This window comes from Xanthomonas sp. fls2-241-TYG-148 (genome assembly GCF_030208815.1).
GTDB lineage: Bacteria > Pseudomonadota > Gammaproteobacteria > Xanthomonadales > Xanthomonadaceae > Xanthomonas > Xanthomonas campestris.
The window spans coordinates 266,698-287,837 of the sequence record NZ_JARVTE010000003.1 but is presented as its reverse complement, the minus strand read 5'-3'; the positions used below and the strand labels follow the sequence as shown (position 1 = coordinate 287,837).

Annotated in this window: 10 protein-coding genes; 3 read left to right on the top strand and 7 right to left on the bottom strand. The window is 65.8% G+C overall.

Features of this window, described 5'->3' with window-relative positions:
• The first annotated feature begins 15 nt into the window (after positions 1 to 15).
• A complete protein-coding gene (locus QRM60_RS06550; protein ID WP_011037512.1) occupies positions 16 to 1,011 on the top strand; it encodes a LacI family DNA-binding transcriptional regulator in 996 nt (331 codons plus the stop codon).
• A gap of 552 nt (positions 1,012 to 1,563) precedes the next feature.
• On the opposite strand, the gene QRM60_RS06545 is transcribed toward QRM60_RS06550, so the two are convergent.
• Genes QRM60_RS06545 through QRM60_RS06535 form a run of 3 tightly spaced genes read right to left on the bottom strand, consistent with a single transcriptional unit; the run spans position 1,564 to position 6,725 of the window.
• Positions 1,564 to 4,734, bottom strand: a complete 3,171-nt coding sequence (locus tag QRM60_RS06545; protein WP_012438086.1) for a multidrug efflux RND transporter permease subunit — start codon at positions 4,732 to 4,734, stop codon at positions 1,564 to 1,566.
• A gap of 12 nt (positions 4,735 to 4,746) precedes the next feature.
• Positions 4,747 to 6,051 (bottom strand): efflux RND transporter periplasmic adaptor subunit, encoded by a 1,305-nt coding sequence (locus tag QRM60_RS06540; RefSeq protein WP_285445825.1) that lies wholly within the window; start codon positions 6,049 to 6,051, stop codon positions 4,747 to 4,749.
• Positions 6,052 to 6,065: 14 nt separating this feature from the next.
• Positions 6,066 to 6,725 (bottom strand): TetR/AcrR family transcriptional regulator, encoded by a 660-nt coding sequence (locus QRM60_RS06535; protein ID WP_115556252.1) that lies wholly within the window; start codon positions 6,723 to 6,725, stop codon positions 6,066 to 6,068.
• Between the two features lie 289 nt (positions 6,726 to 7,014).
• Between QRM60_RS06535 and QRM60_RS06530 the strand changes: the two genes are divergently transcribed.
• Complete coding sequence (locus QRM60_RS06530; RefSeq protein WP_285445824.1) at positions 7,015 to 12,024, top strand: NAD-glutamate dehydrogenase domain-containing protein; 5,010 nt, start codon at positions 7,015 to 7,017, stop codon at positions 12,022 to 12,024.
• A 352-nt stretch (positions 12,025 to 12,376) separates the two neighbouring features.
• On the opposite strand, the gene QRM60_RS06525 is transcribed toward QRM60_RS06530, so the two are convergent.
• Positions 12,377 to 13,378 (bottom strand): helix-turn-helix domain-containing protein, encoded by a 1,002-nt coding sequence (locus QRM60_RS06525; protein WP_285445823.1) that lies wholly within the window; start codon positions 13,376 to 13,378, stop codon positions 12,377 to 12,379.
• A gap of 205 nt (positions 13,379 to 13,583) precedes the next feature.
• Between QRM60_RS06525 and QRM60_RS06520 the strand changes: the two genes are divergently transcribed.
• Entirely contained in the window at positions 13,584 to 14,072 is a 489-nt protein-coding gene (locus QRM60_RS06520; RefSeq protein ID WP_042597750.1) for an isochorismatase family protein, read from the top strand.
• A gap of 127 nt (positions 14,073 to 14,199) precedes the next feature.
• Here QRM60_RS06520 and QRM60_RS06515 read toward each other — a convergent pair whose 3' ends face one another.
• The 3 genes from QRM60_RS06515 to QRM60_RS06505 form a co-directional block, all read right to left on the bottom strand.
• Positions 14,200 to 15,630, bottom strand: coding sequence for a DHA2 family efflux MFS transporter permease subunit (locus QRM60_RS06515; RefSeq protein WP_042597748.1), 1,431 nt, complete (start codon positions 15,628 to 15,630; stop codon positions 14,200 to 14,202).
• Positions 15,631 to 15,959: 329 nt separating this feature from the next.
• Positions 15,960 to 16,943, bottom strand: coding sequence for an HD domain-containing phosphohydrolase (locus tag QRM60_RS06510; protein ID WP_042597746.1), 984 nt, complete (start codon positions 16,941 to 16,943; stop codon positions 15,960 to 15,962).
• 33 nt (positions 16,944 to 16,976) lie between these two features.
• Positions 16,977 to 21,071, bottom strand: a complete 4,095-nt coding sequence (locus QRM60_RS06505) for a CHASE domain-containing protein (protein ID WP_285445822.1) — start codon at positions 21,069 to 21,071, stop codon at positions 16,977 to 16,979.
• Between the last annotated feature and the right edge of the window lie 69 nt (positions 21,072 to 21,140).

Sequence of the window (21,140 nt, the reverse complement as noted above, 5' to 3'; positions counted from 1 at the left end):
GCGGGAACGGTCCCAGTGAGTATCAGCATCAATGACGTGGCCCGCGTGGCCGGGGTGTCCAAGTCCACGGTGTCGCGCGCCTTGGGCACCGGCCCGGTGAGCGAAGAAGTGCGCGCCAAGGTGGAAGCTGCGGTGCGCCAGACCGGCTATCGCCCCAACCTGATGGCGCGTCGGCTGCGTTCGCAGCACTCCGGCATCCTCGGGGTGATCGTGGCCGACATCCGCAACCCGTACTTCACCGCGCTGATCCGTGCCGTGGAAGAGGTCGCTTACAAGGCCGGTATGCGCGTGACCCTGTGCAATACCGATGAAGATCCCGAGCGCGAGGCGCTGTACCTGGAGCTGATGCAGGAAGAACGCATCACCGGGCTGATCTTCGCGCCCACCCGGGTCACGGTGGGGCGCATGCACGAGCTGGTGCTGGATTACCCCACCGTGCTGGTGGACCGCGCCGGCCCCGGCAGCCGTTACGACAGCGTGGTGCTGGACAACGCCGCGGCCATGGCCGAGCTGGTGGCGCATCTGCAGGCGCAGGGCTACCGCCGCATCGGCGGGTTGTTCGGCAGCACCAGCACCACCGCGGCCGAACGCCGCGACGGTTACCTGGCAGCCATGCATGCCCAGGGCCTGGCACCGGACTACCGCGAAGTGGCACCCACCGCCGAGGCCGCGATTGCCGAACTGGAGCACTGGCTGGCCGCCGCCGACCGCCCCGAGGCCATCGTCACCAGTAACAGCCTGCTGCTGATGGGCGCATTGAAGGCCGCCCGTACCGCCGGCCTGCGGCTGCCGCAGGACCTGGCGTTGGCGGGATTCGATAACGAGCGCTGGACCGATCTGGTCGAACCGGGCATCACCGTGGTCGAACAGCCCGTGGAAGACATGGGCCGCGCCGCGATGTCGTTGCTGCTCGAACGCCTGGCCAGCCCGCAGCTGCCGATTCGCCGCATGGTGATGACCGGCCGCTGCGTGGTGCGCGGCTCCACCGGCGCCCGCAGGCCGGGTATCTAACTGTCCCGAAGTAGCGCCAGCGCCGGCCAAAAATCCTGGCTCGTCGCGCGTGCGGTGCCTCACCGCTCGCGGCACACGCCGTGAACCCGTCCCTGGGGGCTCGGTGGCGGCATCCATGCCGCCACACGGTCCCGCAAGCGGCGAGGGCACCACACCAGGCAGTTGGCTGGTGACGTTATTTGAAGAACGAAGACACTGCAGCAGGCGGTTAACGGTGCTCTGTTGGAAAACTCCGCACACCGACCATTCCGACTGGTCCTTGCCCGCCTACCATCGCGGAACCTGACGCGGCATGGATGCCGCGTCAGAGCTTACAGGGAGGTACTTGCAGCGTGTCCCGCGATGGTAGGCGGGCAAGGGCCTGCACCGACGCCGCAGATCAGCTGCTCTACAACTGATCTCTCCGCACTGTCGAATCGCTTCGATACGCTGAGGCGGTAGAGCTCCATCGCGCCCAAGGGCGCTCCTATGGGGCATCGCGTTTCGTCGCTGCAGCACACAAAAAAAGCCCCGGCATTGCCGGGGCTTTTTGGTTTACAGCGAACGCCTGACTCAACGATCCGGGCGATGCGTGCCGCTGTCGTTCTGCACGGCCAGGTATTCCTTGGACGGCTCGTCGAGCTTGTCGCCGAGCATGCGGCGGACCACCACGAAGAACAGCGGGATGAAGATCACGCCGAGCACGGTGGCGAACACCATGCCGCCGATCACGCCGGTACCGATGGAGTGACGCGAGTTGGCGCCGGCGCCGGTGGAAATGGCCAGCGGCAACACACCCAGGATGAACGCGAACGAGGTCATCAGGATCGGGCGGAAACGCAGATGCGCCGCTTCCAGTGTTGCCTCGCGCAGCGTCTTGCCGGCCGCGCGCTGCTCGACTGCGAACTCCACGATCAGGATCGCGTTCTTTGCCGCCAGGCCGATCACTGTGATCATGCCGATCTTGAAGTACAGATCGTTCGGCAGGCCACGCAGCATCGAGAAGGTGATCGCACCCAGCACGCCGATCGGCACCACCAACAGCACGGCCACCGGAATCGACCAGCTTTCGTACAGTGCCGCCAGGCAGAGGAACACCACCACCACCGACAACGCGAGCAGCAGCGTTGCGGCGTTACCGGCGATGATTTCCTGGTACGACATACCGCTCCAGTCGAAGCCGAAGCCCGGCGGCAGATCGTTGTTGACGATCTCCTCCATCGCCTGCATCGCCTGGCCGGAGCTGCCGCCCGGGGCCGGGTTACCGACGATGTTCACCGCCGAATAGCCGTTGTAGCGGTTCAACGCCGGCGAGGCGTAGGTCCACTCGGCCTTGACCACATTGCTCAGCGGGATCATCCCCGGCTGACCATCTGCACCCGTCGCCGTGCTGCTGGGAGTGAAGAAGTTGCGCAGCGACTCGGGGCCGGTACGGAACTGGTCGTCGGCACGGATGTTGACGCGCTTGATGCGGCCTTCGGAGAAGTAGTCGTTGACGTACACCGGGGCCAGCATCAGCTGGATCGAGCTGTAGATGTCGCTGACTTCCAGGCCCATCGACTGCGCCTGCACGCGGTCCACATGCAACTGCAGCTGCGGCGAGTTTTCCAGGCCGTTCGGGCGCACGCCCACCACGGTGTCCTGCTTCTGCGCCGCCTTGCCGAGCACGATGTTGCGGGCCTGGGTCAGCGCCTCCTGGCCTGCACCAGAACGGTCCTGCAGCCACATGTCGAAGCCACCGAACTGGCCAAGACCCTGCACGGTAGGCAGGTTGACCACGAAGATCTGCGCGCCCTTGATGCCATAGAAGGCACCGTTGAGTTGCTGGATCAACTGCTCGGCGGTGACGTCACGCTCTTCCCACGGCTTGAGCCGGATGAAGCCCATGCCGACGTTTTCGCCCGAGCCCAGGAAGCTGAAGCCGGCGATCTGCAGCATGCCTTCCACGGCCGGCTGCTTCTCCAGCACCGCACGCATCTGCGCGAAGGCCTCGTTGGTGCGGATCTTGGTGGCACCCGGCGGCAGCTGCACGATGGCCACTGCAAAGCCCTGGTCTTCTTCCGGCAGGAAGCTGCCCGGCATGCGCGTGAACAGGAAGCCGCACAGCACCACCAGCACCACGAACACCACCATCCACGCCGGCGAACGCTTGAGCGTGTTGCCGACCACGCCGACATAGCGATGCGCCAGCTTGTCGTAGTACTTGTCGAAGGTGCGGTAGATCCAGTTCTTCTTGTCCGAATGGGTGGACTTCAGGAACGCCGCACACAGGGCCGGGGTGAAGCTCAGCGCCAGGAACGCAGAGAACGCCATCGCCATCGCGATGGTCAATGCGAACTGCTTGTAGATCGCGCCCGAGGCGCCCGGCTGCATGGCCGAGGGAATGAACACCGCCGCCAGCACCACGGTGATGGCCACCACCGCGCCGGTGATCTGGGTCATCGCCTTCTGCGTGGCCGCCTTCGGCTCCAGGTGCTCCTCGCTCATGATGCGTTCAACGTTCTCGATCACCACGATCGCGTCGTCCACCACGATGCCGATCGCCAGCACCATCGCAAACAGCGTCAGCTGGTTGATGGTGAAGCCGATCACGTACATGCCGAAGAACGTGCCCAGCAGTGCCACCGGGATCACCAGGGTCGGGATGACCGTGGCGCGGAAGTTCTGCAGGAACAGCAGCATCACCAGGAACACCAGCACGATGGCTTCCACCAGCGTGTGCACCACTTCTTCGATGGAAATACGCACGAAGGTGGTGGACTCATACGGCGCGAACCAGGTCACGCCCTGCGGGAAGGTGGGCTGCAGCTCGTCGAGCTTGGCACCGACCGCCTCGGAGACGTTCAGCGCATTGGCACCCGGCAGCAACTGGATACCGAAGGCACCGGTCGGCTTGCCGTTGTACTGGGTGTCGAAGCCGTAGTTGCTCGGGCCCACCGTGACGCGTGCAACGTCTTTCAGACGCACCGTGGCACCGTTGTTATCGGTGCGCAGGATGATGTTTTCGAACTCCTGCGGCGAGCTGAAACGGCCTTCGGCCGAGACGGTCGCGGTGAAGCTGATGCCTTGCGGGGTGGGGTCGGCACCGACCGAACCGGCCGCGAACTGCACGTTCTGGTTACGCACCGCGGTCAGCACCTGGGTGGCCGACAGGTTGTAGCCCTGCAGCTTCTCCGGGTTCAACCAGATGTTCATGGCGTACTCGGCGCCGAACTGGTTGGTGCTGCCCACGCCGGGCACACGCGAGATCTGCTCGAGCACGCGCGAACCGACGATGTCGTTGAGCGCGTCGCGGTCGATCGACGGGTTGTCCGAGCGCAGCGCGGCCACCATCAGGAAGCCGGCATTGGCCTTGGCCACCACCACACCCTGCTGGGTCACTTCCGAAGGCAAGCGCGGCGTGGCCAGCGACACCTTGTTCTGCACCTGCACCTGCGCGATATCCGCGTCGGTGCCGGTTTCGAAGGTCAGCGTGATGGTCACGCGGCCGTTGGAGGCCGACGAGGAGTTGAAGTACAGCAGGTGGTCGATACCGGTGAGCTGCTGTTCGATGACCTGCGTCACCGCCTTTTCGGCGGTATCGGCGCTGGCACCGGGGAAGTTGGCGGTGACGGTGACCTGCGGCGGGGCGATCGTGGGGTACGACTCGATACCCAGATTCAGGATCGAGATCACGCCCGCGAGCGAGATCAGGATCGCCACCACCCAGGCAAAGACCGGGTGTTCGATAAAAAACTTAGGCATGGCGGGGTTCCGTCACTGCTGCTTGGACTGGGAATCGGACGGCTGGGCCGCGTCATCGGACTTGGGCTGTTCGCCAGCCGCCGGAGCGGCGGCGTCGGCCTTGCCGGCACGAGCGCCCTGGCCGGTGCCGGCCTGACCCGCGGCGGGGGCGGCGCCCGGCGCACCGGGCTGGCCACCTTGTGCGGGCTTGTTCGGATCCCACGGCACGCCCTTGGCGGGCTGGCCTTCCTTCGCCTTCTGCACGCCATCGACGATGACCTGATCGCCCTGCGCGACGCCGGCGGTGACGATCCACTGGCCCTTCTGCTGGCCGTCGACGGTGAGGTTCTTGCGGACCACCTTGCCGTCCTTGCCCAGCACCAGCGCGTAGGCGCCGGTGGCATCGCGCTGCAGCGCCTGCTGCGGCACCAGATAGGCGTTGTTGCGCTGGCCCAGGCTGGCCTTGAAGGTCACGAACGCGCCTGGCAGCAGCGCCATTTCCGGGTTTGGCAGGGTGGCGCGCAGCGACACCGCACCGGTGCTCGGGTCCACCGTCACCGCGGACACGTCCAGCGTGCCGGGGTGCGGGTACTGCGTGCCGTTGCCCAGTTCCACGTTGATGGTGGACTTGCCGTCGCCGCTGAGCTGGACGTTGCCGCTGCTCTGCGCCTGACGCAGTGCCGCCAGTTCTTCGCTGCTCATGGCGAAGTTCACGTACAGCGGGTCGATCTGGTCGACCGTGGTCAGCAAGGTGGCTTCACCCGACCCGACCAGCGCGCCTTCGGTGACGCGCTGAATGCCGGCGCGGCCGGTGATCGGCGAGGTCACGCTGGCGAAGCTGAGCTGGATGCGGGCGGACTCGACCACACCGCGCGCCTGCTGCACGCTGGCGCCGGACGAGCGCTCAGTGGCTTCGGCGGTGTCGATGTCGGCGCGCGAGACGTACTGCTGCGGCGCCAGGCTGCGCGCGCGCTGCGCGGCGATCTTGGCGTTGGCATAGGTTGCCTCGGCGGCAGCCAGCTGGCCCTGTGCCTGCAGCAGCGTTGCGCGCAGCGGCATCGGGTCGATCTCGAACAGCGGCTGGCCTTCCTTGACGTCGGTGCCTTCGGTGTACAGGCGCTTGAGCAGCACACCGTCCACGCGGGCGCGCACGTCGGCCGAGCGGAACGCCGAGAGGCGACCGACCAGGTCACGTTCCAGCGGCAGCGTCTGCGGTTTCATTTCCAGCACCGACACTTCCGGCGGCGGCGGAGCCTGCTGTTGTTCGGGCTTGCTGCAGGCAGCGAGCGCCACGGTGATGGCACAGGCCAGGCCGAAGGTGCGGAGCGGGGCAATCATGAGGAGGAACTCCGTTAGGGTCTTGAAGTGAGAAAGGAACGCGCGGGCGTCCGGGGCGGCGTGACCACCGCGACGAACGCACGCATAAACGTGTCGACAGCGAACTGTGCCCACTGCTGCCTGGCGGGCAGGCCGGCGCGGTGTGGCACCTGAAAGCGCTGACGGTCGAAATCCAGGCCAACAATCATGCTGAGCAGCAGCTCGGCCATGAAGTGCGGATCGTCATGCCGCAGCTGACCTGCGTCGATCGCTTGTGCAAACCGCGACGCAAGTCGTTCCTGCATGCCAACCACGCCTTCATGGAAGATCTGCTGCGACTGGCCGGGGAACCGGTGCGATTCCGCCTCCACCAGACGGCAGGTCTGTAGCACATCCGGGCGATTGAGCCGGTCAAGATGGGCCAGCGCGAAGGCCAGCAGGTCTTCACGCAGATCGCCGGTGGCGGTCCCGAGCGGCACCGTGGCCAGCTGTACGTGTTCCTGCAGCACGTCGCGCAGCAGGTTTTCCTTGCAGCCGTAGTGGCTGTAGAGGGTCTGCTTGGAACAGCCCGCGCGCTCGGCCACCGCCGTCATGCTCACCCGCATGCCGCGCTCGGCCAGCAGCGCGTGCACGGCAGCGTGGATACGGCGGTCGCAGTCCGAACGCCGGGCAGCACGGGGGGAACGAGGGGTCATGGCGGTAGACTATACCGTCCAGTTTAGTTTTTAAACAGCCTTGACGGCGCCCGTCTGGTCTGTACAACTTTTCTGCGACCCAGGTCCGCAAGCCTTGCGCCGTCTGGCGCGCAGGCCGTCGAGGTCCTCAAGAGGCGGTTGGGCGACGCTTCACTCCTGTAATTCGCTGCCGCCGGCGTTGCTCCAGTTTGCAAAAGCCGTGGCCTGTCTGCGTTTGCGCTATGCAGCAAGGCGTCGTCATCGTGCATCGGTACAATTCAGGTTTTCCACCGAGCATCCCAGCTCTCTCATGAAAGCCAAGAAAGCCGCTTCGAACTCGTCCACGACGTCAGCCAAGCCGGTCGCCGAACGTGCCGTCCCCGTGGTCGCCACTGCTCCGCAGGAGATCACCCTCGAGCCGGTGTTTGCCGCATTGCGCAAGCGCTACCCGGCCGCGCGTCAGTCGGAAGTGCAGCTGTTCGCCGCCGATTTCTACCGCCGCATGGAAGAAGACGAGTTTCCCAACCACCCGCCGGAACAGTGGGCGGCGCTGGCGGCGGACATGCTGGAGTTTGCGCGCACGCGCAAGGCCGGCACGGTCAATGTGCGGGTGTTCAACCCGACCCTGAAGAGCCACGGCTACGAGTCGCCGCACACGCTGCTGCAGATCGTCAACGACGACATGCCGTTCCTGGTGGACTCGGTGAGCATGACGTTGTCGGAACTGGGGATCGGCGTGCACGTGCTTGGCCACCCGGTGCTGCGCATTGCGCGCGACAAGGGCGGCAAGCTCATCGCGGTGGGCGAGGGCAAGAGCGAATCGCTAATGGTGCTGGAGATCGACCGCCAGCCGGCCGACGAAATGCCCAAGGTGGAGGCGGCCATCCGCAAGGTGCTGGCCGAAGTGCGCGCGATCGTGCATGACTGGGCGGCAATGCGCGAAAAGATGGTGATGCTTGCCGACGACCTGGCCACGCGCCGTTTGCCGATGGACGACATCAGCCGCCACGAAGCGCAGGAATTCCTGCGCTGGGCGGCCTCGGACCACTTCACCTTCTTCGGCTACCGCGAATACCGCGTGGAGAAGCAGGACGGCCAGGAGGTGCTGGCGCCGGTGGAAGAAAGCGGCCTGGGCCTGATGCGCGGGCATGACATTTCGCCGGCACGGCCGGTGACCTCGCTGGCCGCGCATGGCCTGAACACCTCGGCCAAGCTCAAGGACGCGTTGATCCTGACCAAGACCAATGCACGCTCGCGCGTGCATCGGGTGGGCTACATGGATTACATCGGCATCCTGGAATTCGATGCCAAGGGCCGCATCGTCGGCGAGCAGCGCTTCCTGGGCTTGTTCACTTCCAGCGCGTACAACCGCCGCCCGTGGGAAATCCCGCTGGTGCGCCAGCGCTACGAATACGTGATGAGCAAGTCCGGGCTGACCCCGAGCAGCCATAGCGGTAAGGCGCTGCGCCACATCCTGGAAACGCTGCCGCGCGAGGAGTTGTTCCAGTCCAACCAGGACGAGCTGTATCGCACCGCGATCGGCATCCTGGGGCTGCAGGAGCGCGTGCGCAGCCGCATGTTCCTGCGTCGCGACAAGTACAGCCGTTTCATTTCTGCGCTGGTGTACATCCCGCGCGAGCGCTTCAACACCGATGTGCGTCTGCGCATCGAAGCGCTGCTGAAAGATGCGCTGCATGGCGAGTACATCGATTCCAGCGTGGTGCTGGGCGAATCGCCGTTGGCGCAGTTGCACTTGATCGTGCGTGCCAAGAGTGGCGAGGCGCTGGAGTTCGACACCACCGCGCTGGAAACCCGCCTGGCGCATGTGCTGCGCAACTGGCACGACGCTCTGCGCGAGGCCTTGGTCGCCCGTCATGGCGAAGCGCATGGCCTGCGTATGGCCGCCAATTTCGGCCGCGCGCTGCCGGCCGGTTACATCGAGGATTCGTCGATCGAATCGGCGGTCGCCGACGTCGAACACCTGGCCGCGCTGGATGGCCCTAACGATCTGCATTTGAGCCTGCAGGAAGTGCGCCGCGATAGCGCGGTGCGCCTGGATACCGGCGACGGCCTGCGCCTGAAGCTGTACCGCCAGCTCGACGACATCCCGTTGTCCGACGCGATGCCGATGATGGAAAACATGGGCCTGCGGGTGATCTCCGAGCGCCCGTACCGCTTGCAGGTCAGCGACACGCCGGTCTACATCCAGGACTTCGAGGTTGAATCCACTGCCGGCCACATCGACGCCAACAGCGCCGATGCGGCGTTTGGCGAGGCGTTCGAGCGCATCTGGAATGGCGATGCGGAAAACGACGGTTTCAACCGACTGATCCTGGCTGCCGGCCTGCATTGGCGCCAGGTCGCGCTGCTGCGCGGCTACTGCAAATACCTGCTGCAGACGGCCACGCCGTTCTCGCAGGCGTATGTCGAGGCCACCTTTACCCGTTACCCGCTGCTGGCCCGCCTGCTGGTGGAATTGTTCGAAGCACGCTTCGACCCGTCCACCGGCGGCGAAACCAAGGCGCAGATCCTTGCCGGGCAGGAGCGCCTGCGCGAGCAGCTGTCTGTGCTGGCCGCCGGCGACGAGGCCACGCTGAAGGCGCTGGAACCGGTGCTGCAGGCGCGCGGCAGCGACCGCGTCGCGCAGCAGGAAGCCACCCGCGCCACCTTGCTCAAGCTGATGGACCGCGTCTCCAGCCTGGACGAAGACCGCATCCTGCGCAGCTTCATCGACGTGATCGACGCAACGCTGCGCACCAACTACTACCAGACCAGCAAGGACGGCAAGCACGGCCACTGCATCAGCTTCAAGCTGGACTCGTCGCTGGTGCCGGACCTGCCCAAGCCGCGCCCGTACCGCGAGATCTTCGTGTACGGCCCGCGCGTGGAAGGCGTGCACCTGCGCTTTGGCGCGGTGGCGCGTGGCGGCCTGCGTTGGTCGGACCGCCGCGAGGATTTCCGTACCGAGGTGCTGGGCCTGGTCAAGGCGCAGATGGTCAAGAACACCGTCATCGTGCCGGTCGGTGCCAAGGGCGGTTTCTACGTCAAGCGCTCGCCGGTGGGCGGCGACCGCGATGCGATCCAGGCCGAAGGCATCGCCTGCTACAAGCTGTTTATCCAGAGCCTGCTCGACATCACCGACAACATCGTCGGCGGCAAGATCGTGCCGCCGCCGCAGGTGGTGCGTCATGACCAGGACGACCCGTACCTGGTGGTGGCGGCCGACAAGGGCACGGCCACCTTCTCCGACATCGCCAATGGCCTCGCGCTGGACCACGGCTTCTGGATGGGTGATGCATTCGCCTCCGGTGGCTCGGTCGGTTACGACCACAAGGGCATGGGCATCACCGCGCGCGGTGCGTGGGAGTCGGTCAAGCGCCACTTCCGTGCACTGGGACGCGATTGCCAGAGCCAGGATTTCAGCGTGGTCGGCATCGGTGACATGTCCGGCGACGTGTTCGGCAACGGCATGCTGTTGTCGCGCCACATCCGCCTGCTGGCGGCGTTCGATCACCGGCATATTTTTCTGGACCCGAACCCGGATGCGGCGGCGTCCTTCGCCGAACGTGAGCGGCTGTTCGCGTTGCCGCGTTCCAGCTGGGCCGATTACGACGCCAAGCTGATCAGCGCCGGTGGCGGCATCTACCCGCGCACGCTCAAGTCGATCGAACTCAGCGCACCGGTGCGCGAGGCGCTGGGGCTGGACGCAAGCGTCAAGCAGCTCTCGCCGAACGAGCTGATGAACGCCATCCTCAAGGCGCCGGTGGACCTGTTCTGGAACGGCGGCATCGGCACCTACGTCAAGGCGGCCAGCGAGTCGCACGGCGACGTCGGCGACCGCGCCAACAACGGCCTGCGCGTCAATGGTGGCGAGCTGCGCTGCAAGGTGGTGGGCGAGGGCGGTAATTTGGGCTTGACCCAGCTTGGCCGCATCGAGGCTGCGCAGACCGGCGTGTTGCTCAACACCGACTTCATCGACAACTCGGCCGGCGTGGACACCTCCGATCACGAGGTGAACATCAAGATCCTGCTCAACGATGTGGTGCAGGCCAAGAAGCTCACCTACGACGCGCGCAACAAGCTGCTCGCGTCGATGACCAACGAAGTGGCCGACCTGGTGCTGTGGGACAACTACCGCCAGAACCAGGCCATCAGCTTGATGGAGCGGATGAGCGTCAAGCGCCTGGGTTCCAAGCAGCATTTCATTCGCACGCTGGAGCTGCAGGGCCTGCTGGATCGGCAGATCGAATACCTGCCCTCCGACGCCGAGCTGTCTGCCCGCAAGGCACGCGGGCAGGGCATGACCCGGCCGGAGCTGTCGGTGCTGCTGTCGTACTCCAAGCTGGTGGCGTTCCAGCAGTTGCTGGAATCGGACATCCCGGAAGATCCGTACCTGTCCAAGGAGCTGCAGCGGTATTTCCCGCAGCCGCTGCAGAAAAAGTACGCCGATGCGATGGAGCGCCACCGCCTCAAGCGCGAGATCATCGCCACCGCGGTGACCAACACCACCATCAATCGCATGGGCGCCACCTTCCTGATGCGCATGCAGGAAGACACCGGCCGCAGCATTGCCGAGGTGGCCAAGGCCTACACCATCAGCCGCGAAACGCTGGATGCGCGCGCGCTGTGGACGCAGATCGACGCGCTGGACGGCAAGGTGCCTGAATCGGTGCAGATCGACGCGCTGGAAGTGATCTGGCGCCTGCAGCGCTCGTTCGTGCGCTGGTTGTTGTCGCGCCCGGGCCAGATGCCGGGGATCACTGCGGCGGTAGAGCGCTACCACGGCCCGTTCAATGACATCCGCGTGGCCTCTGGCGTGCTGCCGGATGCGCAGCGCCCGGTGTACGAAGCCAGCGTGCAGGAATGGCAGGAGAAGGGGCTCACGCCCGAGCTGGCGCAACAGCTGTGCGAGTTGCGTTACCTGGAGCCGGCCTTCGACATCATCGAACTGGCGCGCACGCGCAAGCTCAAGCCGGTGGAAGTCTCCAAGGTGCATTTCCGTCTTGGCGAAGCGCTGCGTCTGCCGTGGCTGTTCGAGCAGATCGACGCGTTGGAGGTCAACGGCCGTTGGCATGCGGTGGCACGTGGCGTGCTGCGCGACGAACTGGCCGCGCACCAGCGCACGCTGGCCGGTCAGGTGTTGTCGATGCCCGGCGCCAGTGCCGAGGACAAGGTGGCCAACTGGCTGGCACGCGATGACTCCAGCCTGCGTTTCACCCTGGCGATGCTGAGCGATGTGGCCGAGCAGAAAACGCTCGACTACCCGACTGTGTCGGTAGCCGTGCAGCGTTTGGGGCAGCTGGCCGCGCACGGCGTGTAATTGTAGGTGTGGCATGACGGCGGAGTTGCGACTTCGCCGTCGTGCGTTTGGTGAGCGGTAGCGTTGCGGGTGGTGGCCCGGTGCTTTCGGCCTTGCAGGCGTGCCGTTGTGCTGCGTGATTAGCGTGACCACGCCTAGCAGGAACAACGGCTGCGGCGGTTTACGTGTTGCTGCGCCTGGCAGGAACAACGGCGGCGGCGGTTTACGTGTTGCTGCACCCAGGACGCAACGTCTGCGTGCTCCGCGTCGCCTGACGCTCTGATTTGAAAAGCGCTCGCATGCAGTTGCAGGCGCTTTTTTTGCGCGGCATCCGTGTCACGCAACGCATGACGATGCGCAGAAAACGCCTTGTTCAAACCCGCAACGATTCCTGCTCTAGCAGGGTGAATCGCTTGCGCCATTCGCGCGGGCTGGTCTGGAATGCCTGGTTGAAGCGCTGCCGGAACGACACCGCAGTTTTGTAACCGGATCGTTCGGCCACCTGCTCTATCGACAGCGCGGTGGATTCGAGCAGATCCTTGGCACGCCGCAAGCGTTCGGCGCCCAGCCATTCGCCCACGGTCATGCCGGTGGCTTGGTGGAAGCGGCGGGTGAACGAGCGCCGGCTCATCGCCACACGCTCGGCCAGTGCATCCAGCGAATGATCCTGCTGCAGATCCGCGCGCATGAAGTCCAGCAGTCGGCTCAGGGCCGCATCCTGTGGCGAGGCGGGCACGGGCTGATCGATGTACTGCGCCTGGCCACCATCGCGATGCGGCGACAGCACCATCATGCGTGCGATCGCATTGGCCTGGCGCGCGCCACACAGCTTGCGCACCAGATACATGCAGCAATCCAGCGCCGCACCGGTTCCGGCCGAGGTCACGATGCGCTCCTCATCGACGTAAAGCGCATTCATGTCCAGCCGAACGCGCGGAAAGCGGTGGTGGAAATCGGCCTCGGCATGCCAATGCGTCGAAGCCAGTTTTCCATCCAGCAGGCCCGCATAGGCCAATGCATAGGCACCGTAGCAAAGGCCCACCACGTGCGCGCCGCGCTGAGTCGCCGCGACCAGCGCGGCGCGCAGTGCGGCGCTGGGAGCACGGTCCAGATCGGCCCAGCCGGGAACAATGAGCACGTCCGCCTGATCCAGCAGGCTCAGGTCGCCGTCCGGCGTGACGCCCACCTGGCCTCCGGCCAGCGCGACACGCGTGTCTTCGGCGGCGATGCGCAGCGTAAACAGCGGGCAATCGTCCGGCTGCAGGTCGAAGATCATCATCGGCACCGACAGATGAAAGGGACTGATGCCCGCTGGCGCCACCACCACGACCGAGAGCGGCGCAGGGTTAGGGGGGACTGAACGTTGCACGCGCATGGCCCGATCTCATCGATGTTGGTCTCGCAGGCCAGTATCGGTGCCGGGGTGTCGCCGTCAAGCTGTGGCGGTGGATTTCGGAAGCGACATCAACCGCTGCTTGCTGCTTTCGTGCCGCTGCGCGTCACCGAGATCCCGTTGCGCCGCTGACACCGGCGTGTGGCTGGCCACACCCGGTAACCCCCTGACATTCGAGGAGCAACACATGAGCACTGCATTGATCGTGGTGGATATCCAGAACGATTACTTCCCCGGTGGCCGTTTCCCGCTCGAGAACAGCGAGCAGGCATTGGCCAGCGCCCTGGAGCACATTGCGCAGGCCAAGCAGGCCGGCCACGTGGTGATCGGCATCCGGCACACCGCACCGGGCGATGGCCCGTTCCTTGCCGATGGCAGCGTGGGCGCCGAGTTTCATCCGGCGATTGCCGCGGCGCTCGAAGGCTGCACGGTGATCGAGAAGCATCAGGCCGATAGCTTCCTGGGCACCTCGCTCGGACAGACGCTTGCCGGTGCGAATGTCGCAGCGATTCAGCTAGCCGGCATGATGACGCAGCATTGCATCACCCATACCGCGCTGTCGCCGGACGCCGCTGGCTTTGAAGTGGCGATCATCGCTGCGGCCTGCGCTGCGCCAACGGCGGTGATCAGCGACGTTGCGCTGTCCGGCCTGGCGGGGCGTTGCACGGTGCTGTGATCTGGGGTGCTGGTTGCTGCGGCCTGCAGGCGCGCAACCACCGCAGCGTCGCGCGCCTGATCAGCCATCATGCGATGACAGGCGCGCGCTCAGCCAAGTGCAGTGCGTTCGCCACGGCGACGCAGGCTCAGGCGCGGTGCCCGCTCATTTCCTGCCCGGCATGCTTGTCGAAGCGCACGTGCCACCACGTGGCGCTGAGCGAGATCAGGCTGACCACGCAGAAAGCCAGCGAAAAATCGCGTTGCTGCGGCTGCAGATGATCGCCCGCCAGCATCGCCAGCTTGAGGATCATTGCGCCGGCGCACACACCGACCGACAGCATTAATTGCTGCAGCGTGGTGTACAGGCTGCTGGCGCGGCTCATGCGCGCGGCCGGCACGTTTTCGTAGGCGATGGTGTTGTAGGCGGCAAACTGGAACGACATGAACGCCCCGCAGCACAGCAGCAAACCGAACATCAGCGCCGGCGGCCAGTCTGGCCGGAACAGCGCGCACACCATGTAGCCCAGGCTGGCCAGCACGCCGTTGCCGATCAGGCTGTTCCGGTAGCCGAAGCGGCGCAGCAATTGCGGGGTGATGCTGCGCATCAGCAGCGCGCCCAGCGCGGTGGCCAGGATCAGGCGGCCGCTGTGCGCGGCGCTGAAACCGAAGCTGATCTGGAACAGCAGCGGCAGCAGGAACGGATGTGCGCCCTGGGTGATGCGCATCAGCGCGCCACCGATCACCGACAGCCGGAACGAGTCGATCCGCAGCAGGCTCAGATCCAGCAACGGCGCCGGATGCTGGCGCGCATGCCACAGATAGCCCAGCGCCGTGGCACCACCGATGGCCAGCAGCCAGCTGGCGCGCGGAATGCCATCTTCCTGGCTGACCATTTCCAGCCCGAACAACAGGCAGCCCAGGGCGGTGCCGCACAGCACGAAGCCGCGCAGATCGAAGCGCGCGGGCGCAGATTCGCTGGGAATGTCGGGAATGAAGCGCCGCACCAGCAAAAAGCCGGCGATGCCGATCGGCACGTTGATGTAGAAGATCCAGCGCCAGTCCAGGTAGGACACGAAGAACCCGCCCAGCGGCGGCCCCAGCATCGGGCCGATGAAGGCCGGCACCAGCGTCCAGGCCATCGCCGACACCAGATGGCGGCGCTCCACGGTGCGCAGCAGGATCAACCGCCCGAGCGGGGCCATCATCGCGCCGCCTGCGCCCTGCAGCACCCGCGCGGCCACCATCGTCGGCAGGCTGTCGGCCAGCGAGCACAGGATGGAGCCGCCGATGAACACCCAGATGGAGGCACTGAACACGCGACGCAGCCCGAAGCGGTCGGCGATCGCGCCGCTGGCCGGGATCAGCACCGCCAGCGCCAGCAGGTAGCTGGTCATGGCGATGCTCATCGCCGGCGCGGCCACGCCGAAGTCGCGCGCCAGGGTCGGCAGTGCCGTCGCCAGCACCGTGGCGTCCATCTGCTCCATGAAAATGGCGCAGGCCAGGATCAGCGAAATGATGCGGTAATCGGGATAACGCGGCGCCGGCGCTGCGCCGGCCTCGGACACGCTGGAGGACATCGGAGTCTCGGTTGCGGGGCCGCTGCAACAGCACGGTGCGACAGCTGGAGCGGCCCGCGTCGCACGGTGTTGTGCGGCGCAACATGGGCATTGTCCGCCTGCCGGCCAGATGGTTCAAGCACGTACCCGGCAACACTGCGTGCGCAACGTGGCGGTTTGCAAGCGCCTGCTCGACTAGGCGAGACCGTTGGCCAGCGATCGCCCGAGCTCTCGCCATCTCGCATGACAGACACACCGCCTGGCAAATCCGAGCGCGCGCTACAGCACCAAAATCAAAAACGCCCCCAGTGCCCCCCCATTCCCGATTCCCAACTCCCGATTCCCAGCTCTCAACGCTCCCGATCCCAGGCGTCCTTGATCTGCAGCATCTGCGGCAGGGCATCGCGAAACGCGTGCACCAGGCGCGGCTCCAGCTGTTTTCCGGCCATGCTGTCGAGCTTGCGCATGGCATCTTCCACCGCCCACGGCGCCTTGTAGGCGCGGCGCCCGCACAGGGCATCGAACACATCGGCCACCGCCACGATGCGTGCGGCTTCGGGGATGGCATCGCCCGCCACACCCTGCGGATAGCCGCTGCCGTCCCAGCATTCGTGGTGGTGCAGGGCGATATCGGCAGCCAGCTGGAACAGCGGCCCGCGGCCGTGCCGCAGCAGATCGTGGCCCACCTGTGGATGCTGGCGCACCACCTCGCGCTCGTGCTCGTCCAGGGAATCGGGTTTATGCAGGATGCTGCCGGGCACGGCGATCTTGCCGGCGTCATGCAATGGCGCGGCATCTTCCAGCAGCTGTGCCTGCGCGGGCGGCCAGCCGACTTTCTCCGCTAGCAGGCGCGCATAGGCGGCCATGCGCCAGATATGCGCGCCGGTGTCCGCGTCCTGGCCCTGGCCGGCGGTGCCCAGCAGATGGATGGCGTCGCGGTATTGCTGCGCCAGGCGCGCGTTTTCGGCCAGGGTCAGATGCGTGGCGATGCGCGCCTTGAGCAAGGCGGCGGAGTAGGGCCGGCTCACGTAATCGGCGGCACCTGCCTCCAGGCCGGTGCGCTCGTCGTGCTCGGTACTGCGCGAGGTCACGAACAGGATGGGGATGGCGGTGCTGTCCGGGTCCTGCTTGAGTGTGCGCGCCACTGCGTAGCCATCCATGTCCGGCAGTTCCACGTCCAGCAGGATCAGCGCCGGCGCATGCCGGGCCACCGCATCCAGTGCTTCGCCCCCGGATTTGGCAAATACCAGCGGGTAGTCGTCGCGCAGCAACTGGCGCAGCGTGGCCAGATTGCTGGATTCATCGTCGACACAGAGCAGGGGACGGGCTGGCATGCGGAGTCCTTGCGAACCGGTACGGGGACACGGTCAGCGTGGGTGGTTGGCTTGCCAATCGCGCAGGGTGGCTTCGGCGCGGCGGAAATCGAAGTCGTCCACGGCGCGCTGCAGGTCTTCCTGCAACGGCGGTGGCAGACGCGGGGCACAGATCAGCAGCGCGTGGTCGATCTTGTCGGCATCATCGCTGCGCAGCGCGTTTTCCAGGATCAGCGCGCTGTCGTCGTCCAAGGCGGCACCGGTTTGCCCGGCGTCTTGCGTGCTGGGGCTGGTCTGCAGGAAGGCGTGGATGGCCGCGGTGGTCTGCGCCATGGTGTCCTTGAGCGCGAGCAGTGCGGCGGTCAGGTCGTGGCCCTGTTCCACACGCGATTCCAGATCGCCCGACGCGCCGGCCAGGGCAGGCAGGGCCAGCGAGCCGGCGGCGCCACGCAACTTGTGCGCCAGTGCGCCAATCGCCGGCAGCTCGTTGTTGCGCAGATGCGCGGCGGCGGTCTCGGCCGGGTCGGAGTTGTCGCGCAGCAACTTGAGCAGGTAGCGCTCGTACGGCTCGCGCTCGCGCCACAGGCTTTGCGCGCGTGCGGCATCCAGCAGCAGCGGATCGGTGTGCGCCCACTCCGGGCCCTCGGCCGGCGCGCGTTCGTGCGGCAGCGAGGACACCCGCCGGCTGCCGGGCTGCAGGAAGTGCCGGATTGCGGTGACCAGTTCCTCCACGTTGAAGGGCTTGGCGATGAAACCGTTCATGCCTGCTTCCAGCGCTTTTTCCTGCTGCGGACGGAAGGCGCCGGCGGTCAGCGCGATCACCGGCAGGCTGGCCAGCGATGGAATCTGGCGCAGGCGGCGGGTGGCCTCGTAACCATCCACCACCGGCATCTGCACATCCATCAGCACCAGGTGGAACAGATCCGGCGCGCGCTTGAGCGTGTTCACCGCCTGCTCGCCGTCGTGAGCCACGGTGACCATGGCGCCTTCGCCTTCGAGGATGCGCTGAGCCACTTCGCAGTTGATCTCACTGTCGTCCACCAGCAGCAGCTGCGCGCCCTCGAGCCGCCGCGCGACGAAGGTTGGCGTGCTCGGCCGCGCGTTGGGGCGCTCGTCGACCAATTGTTCCACCAGCCGATGCAGCGCAGCGCTGGTCACCGGCTTGGTCATCACCGCATCCAGGTCCTGCTGCTCGGGGTGTTGCTCCAGCAGCCGGCGTTCGTAGGCGGTGACCATCACGATCACCGGATGCCGGCCCGGTGTGGCGCGGGCACGCACCTGGCGCGCGATCGCCACGCCGTCGATGTCGGGCATGCGCCAGTCCAGCAGGAAGATGTCGTACGGTTCGGTGGCGTCTTCGATCGCTTGCATCGCCGCCTGGCCGCTGGCCACCGCATCCACCCGCCAGCCCAGCTCGGTGGCGATGCGCACCAGGTTGTTCAAGGCCGCATCGTGGTCGTCGGCAATCAGCACGCGCGGCATGGATTCGGGCGGCAATAGCGCGGCTTCCTGCTGGGCCTTGGGTGGATCGGTTCTTTCCAGCGTGATCACGAAATAGAACTCGCTGCCACGCCCGGGCACGCTTTCCACTTCCAGCGCGCCGCCCATCAGTTCGATCAAGCGCCGGCTGATGGTGAGGCCCAGCCCGCTGCCGCCGTAGCGGCGGCTGGTGGACGTATCCGCCTGCAGGAACGGCGAAAAGATCAGGCTCTGCTTTTCCTTGGAGATGCCGATGCCGGTATCGCGTACCGAGAACAGCAGCTTGATCTTGTTGGGGTCGCCACTGGGAAAGCGGCGCACCGACAGCACCACTTCGCCTTGTTCGGTGAACTTGATCGCATTGCCGACCAGGTTGACCAGCACCTGGTTGATGCGCAGCGCATCGCCGAGCAGCCAGCGGCATTCGCGCGGCAACGGCTCGACGATCATCTCCACCGGCTTGGCGCTGAGCGAGGAGCGCATCAGGTCGGCGATGTTGTCGAACAATTGATTGAGGTCGAACGGAGCGCGCTCCAGATCGATGCGCCCGGCCTCGATCTTGGAGAAGTCCAGGATGTCGTTGATGATCTCCAGCAGCGACCGCGCCGAGCGGTCGATCTTGGTCACCATGTCCTGCGCGGCGCCCGGCAACTCGCTGCGCTGGAGCAGGTACAGCATGCCCAGGATGGCGTTCATCGGCGTGCGGATTTCATGGCTCATGTTGGCCAGGAAATCCGATTTGGACTGGTTGGCGCTTCTGGCCGCGTCCATTGCCAGACGCAGCTGCTTTTCGTGCAGTTTCTGCTCGGTGAGATCCACCGCCACGCCCAGGTACCCGATCACCTGGTCGTTGTCGTCGCGCAACGTACTCAAGGTGAGCAATACAGGCAGGCGACGGCCGTCCTGGCTGACATAGGTCCATTCGCTGGTGTCGCTGCGGCCGAGGCTGGTGAGCGCAGCGACCGCTTCCAGCGTGCCGGCGACCGGCGTGCCGGTCTGTTCGGCCAGCCGCAATGCGCGCTCCTGCAGTTCGTCCGCTTCAATGAACTGGCTGGCCTTGCGCCGGCCGATCACATCGTCGGCGCTGTAGCCAAGCAGTTTTTCTGCGGCTGGATTGAACAGGGTGACAAAACCGCTGGAATCGGTGGCGATGATGGCGTAACCGGCGTGCGCCAGGATCGCGCGTTGCAGCACCGAGAACTGCACCAGCTCGCTGGTGCGTTCGGCCACCTGATGCTCGAGCGAGGCGTTGAGATCGACAATACGCTGATGCGAGCGCACACGCTCGGAAATGTCGCGGAAGAAATGCGAGTGGCCGCTGACCGCATTGTCGTGCTCGATGATCGGGGCCTTGCTCGCCAGCACGAACACCTGATGCCCGTCGCGGTGGCGCATGGTCTGCGCGGCGGAGACGGCTGCGACCGGCGGTGCCTCGTCCTGGTCGATCTGCGGCATGGCATAAGGTTGCGGCGACAGCAGCGTGGTCAGATCCTGGCCGATCGCCACATCGGCCGGATAACCGAACATGGCCTCGGCTGCAGGGTTCCAGTGCGTGATCTCACCGTCTGGTGTTTCGGCCACGATCGCTTCGCTGGAATGGCTGACCAAGGCGGCCAGTTCCATCTGCTTGCGCAGCACTTCTTCGCGACGCAGGCCGTTACTGAAATACAGCCCGAGCAGCGCAGCCAGCAGAATGGCGGTGCCCAGCACCAGGCTGCCCATCAGCCACGGCGAGTTCTGGTTGAGCGAGCCAATAAAGTGCAGCGTGGGCCGCGCGGTGAGCACCCAGGTGCGGCCATAGATCGGCAGCAGCTGGGTGTGTGCAGCGCGGTGCATGCTTTCCGGCGCGGCAATGCCACTCCGGTAGAAGGTGTGCTGGGTGTCCTCGCGATCACTCAGGCTCATCGCAACATCATCGCGGTCGCCCAGGGTGCTCTCCAGCATCTGTTTGACGCTGAGTGGCGCGTACGCCCAGCCGGTGGTGGCGTCCATGCGCTGCTGCGGTGTCTGCAGTGGCATGCCTTCGCGGTAGACCGGCAGCAACACCAAAAAGCCGCCTTCGCTGGGAATCTGATAGCCCGACAGCGAGACCGGCGAGGTCATGGTCGGCTGGCCGCTGCGCGCGGCTGCGATCGCTGCGGTCCGCCGGCGTGGCTCGGACGCAACATCCAACCCAAGCGGGCGGTTACCGGATGACTCCGGTTCGAAATACAGCACCAGGTAGCGCTCGCCATCCCATGGCGCCAGCAGCCGGCGATGGATGTCGGGCGCACCGTCGGCGCGTGCGGCATCCAGGAAGGCCGCTTCATCGGCGGCGGCAACGCGATGGATGTAGCCGTAGCCGAGCACGCCTGGAAATTCGCGCGGGTAATCGCGCGAGCGGCTGTAACGGGTGAAGCGGTCTCGACTGATCACATCGCTGCCGGCACCGATCACCGCACCGCGCGCGCCGCGCAGGCCATGCTCGAAGGTGTACATGCGCTCGGTGATATTGCGTGCAAGTGCGTGCATCACCAGATCGAAGCGCCGCTCACGCTCCAGCTCGTTATGCCGATGCACCGCGAAGCCGACCAGGAATGCGGCGATCAGGCCTGCGCTCAGCAGCAGGACGGCGCCGATGGAGGCACGGCGTCCGTATTTCCTGCGCAAATCCCAGCGGCCGTGCGGCATGTTTCTTCCTTTGCCTTGCCTGTTGCCTTGCGTCCTACCGCGGTCGACGCGATGCCGGCCTTGCGGTGT

Excerpts from the sequence above, each read along its gene's own strand:
- QRM60_RS06545 (WP_012438086.1), bottom strand. The coding sequence starts at position 4,734 with ATGCCTAAGTTTTTTATCGAACACCCGGTCTTTGCCTGGGTGGTGGCG.
- QRM60_RS06540 (WP_285445825.1), bottom strand. The coding sequence starts at position 6,051 with ATGATTGCCCCGCTCCGCACCTTCGGCCTGGCCTGTGCCATCACCGTG.
- QRM60_RS06535 (WP_115556252.1), bottom strand. The coding sequence starts at position 6,725 with ATGACCCCTCGTTCCCCCCGTGCTGCCCGGCGTTCGGACTGCGACCGC.
- QRM60_RS06530 (WP_285445824.1), top strand. The coding sequence starts at position 7,015 with ATGAAAGCCAAGAAAGCCGCTTCGAACTCGTCCACGACGTCAGCCAAG.
- QRM60_RS06525 (WP_285445823.1), bottom strand. The coding sequence starts at position 13,378 with ATGCGCGTGCAACGTTCAGTCCCCCCTAACCCTGCGCCGCTCTCGGTC.
- QRM60_RS06520 (WP_042597750.1), top strand. The coding sequence starts at position 13,584 with ATGAGCACTGCATTGATCGTGGTGGATATCCAGAACGATTACTTCCCC.
- QRM60_RS06515 (WP_042597748.1), bottom strand. The coding sequence starts at position 15,630 with ATGTCCTCCAGCGTGTCCGAGGCCGGCGCAGCGCCGGCGCCGCGTTAT.
- QRM60_RS06510 (WP_042597746.1), bottom strand. The coding sequence starts at position 16,943 with ATGCCAGCCCGTCCCCTGCTCTGTGTCGACGATGAATCCAGCAATCTG.
- QRM60_RS06505 (WP_285445822.1), bottom strand. The coding sequence starts at position 21,071 with ATGCCGCACGGCCGCTGGGATTTGCGCAGGAAATACGGACGCCGTGCC.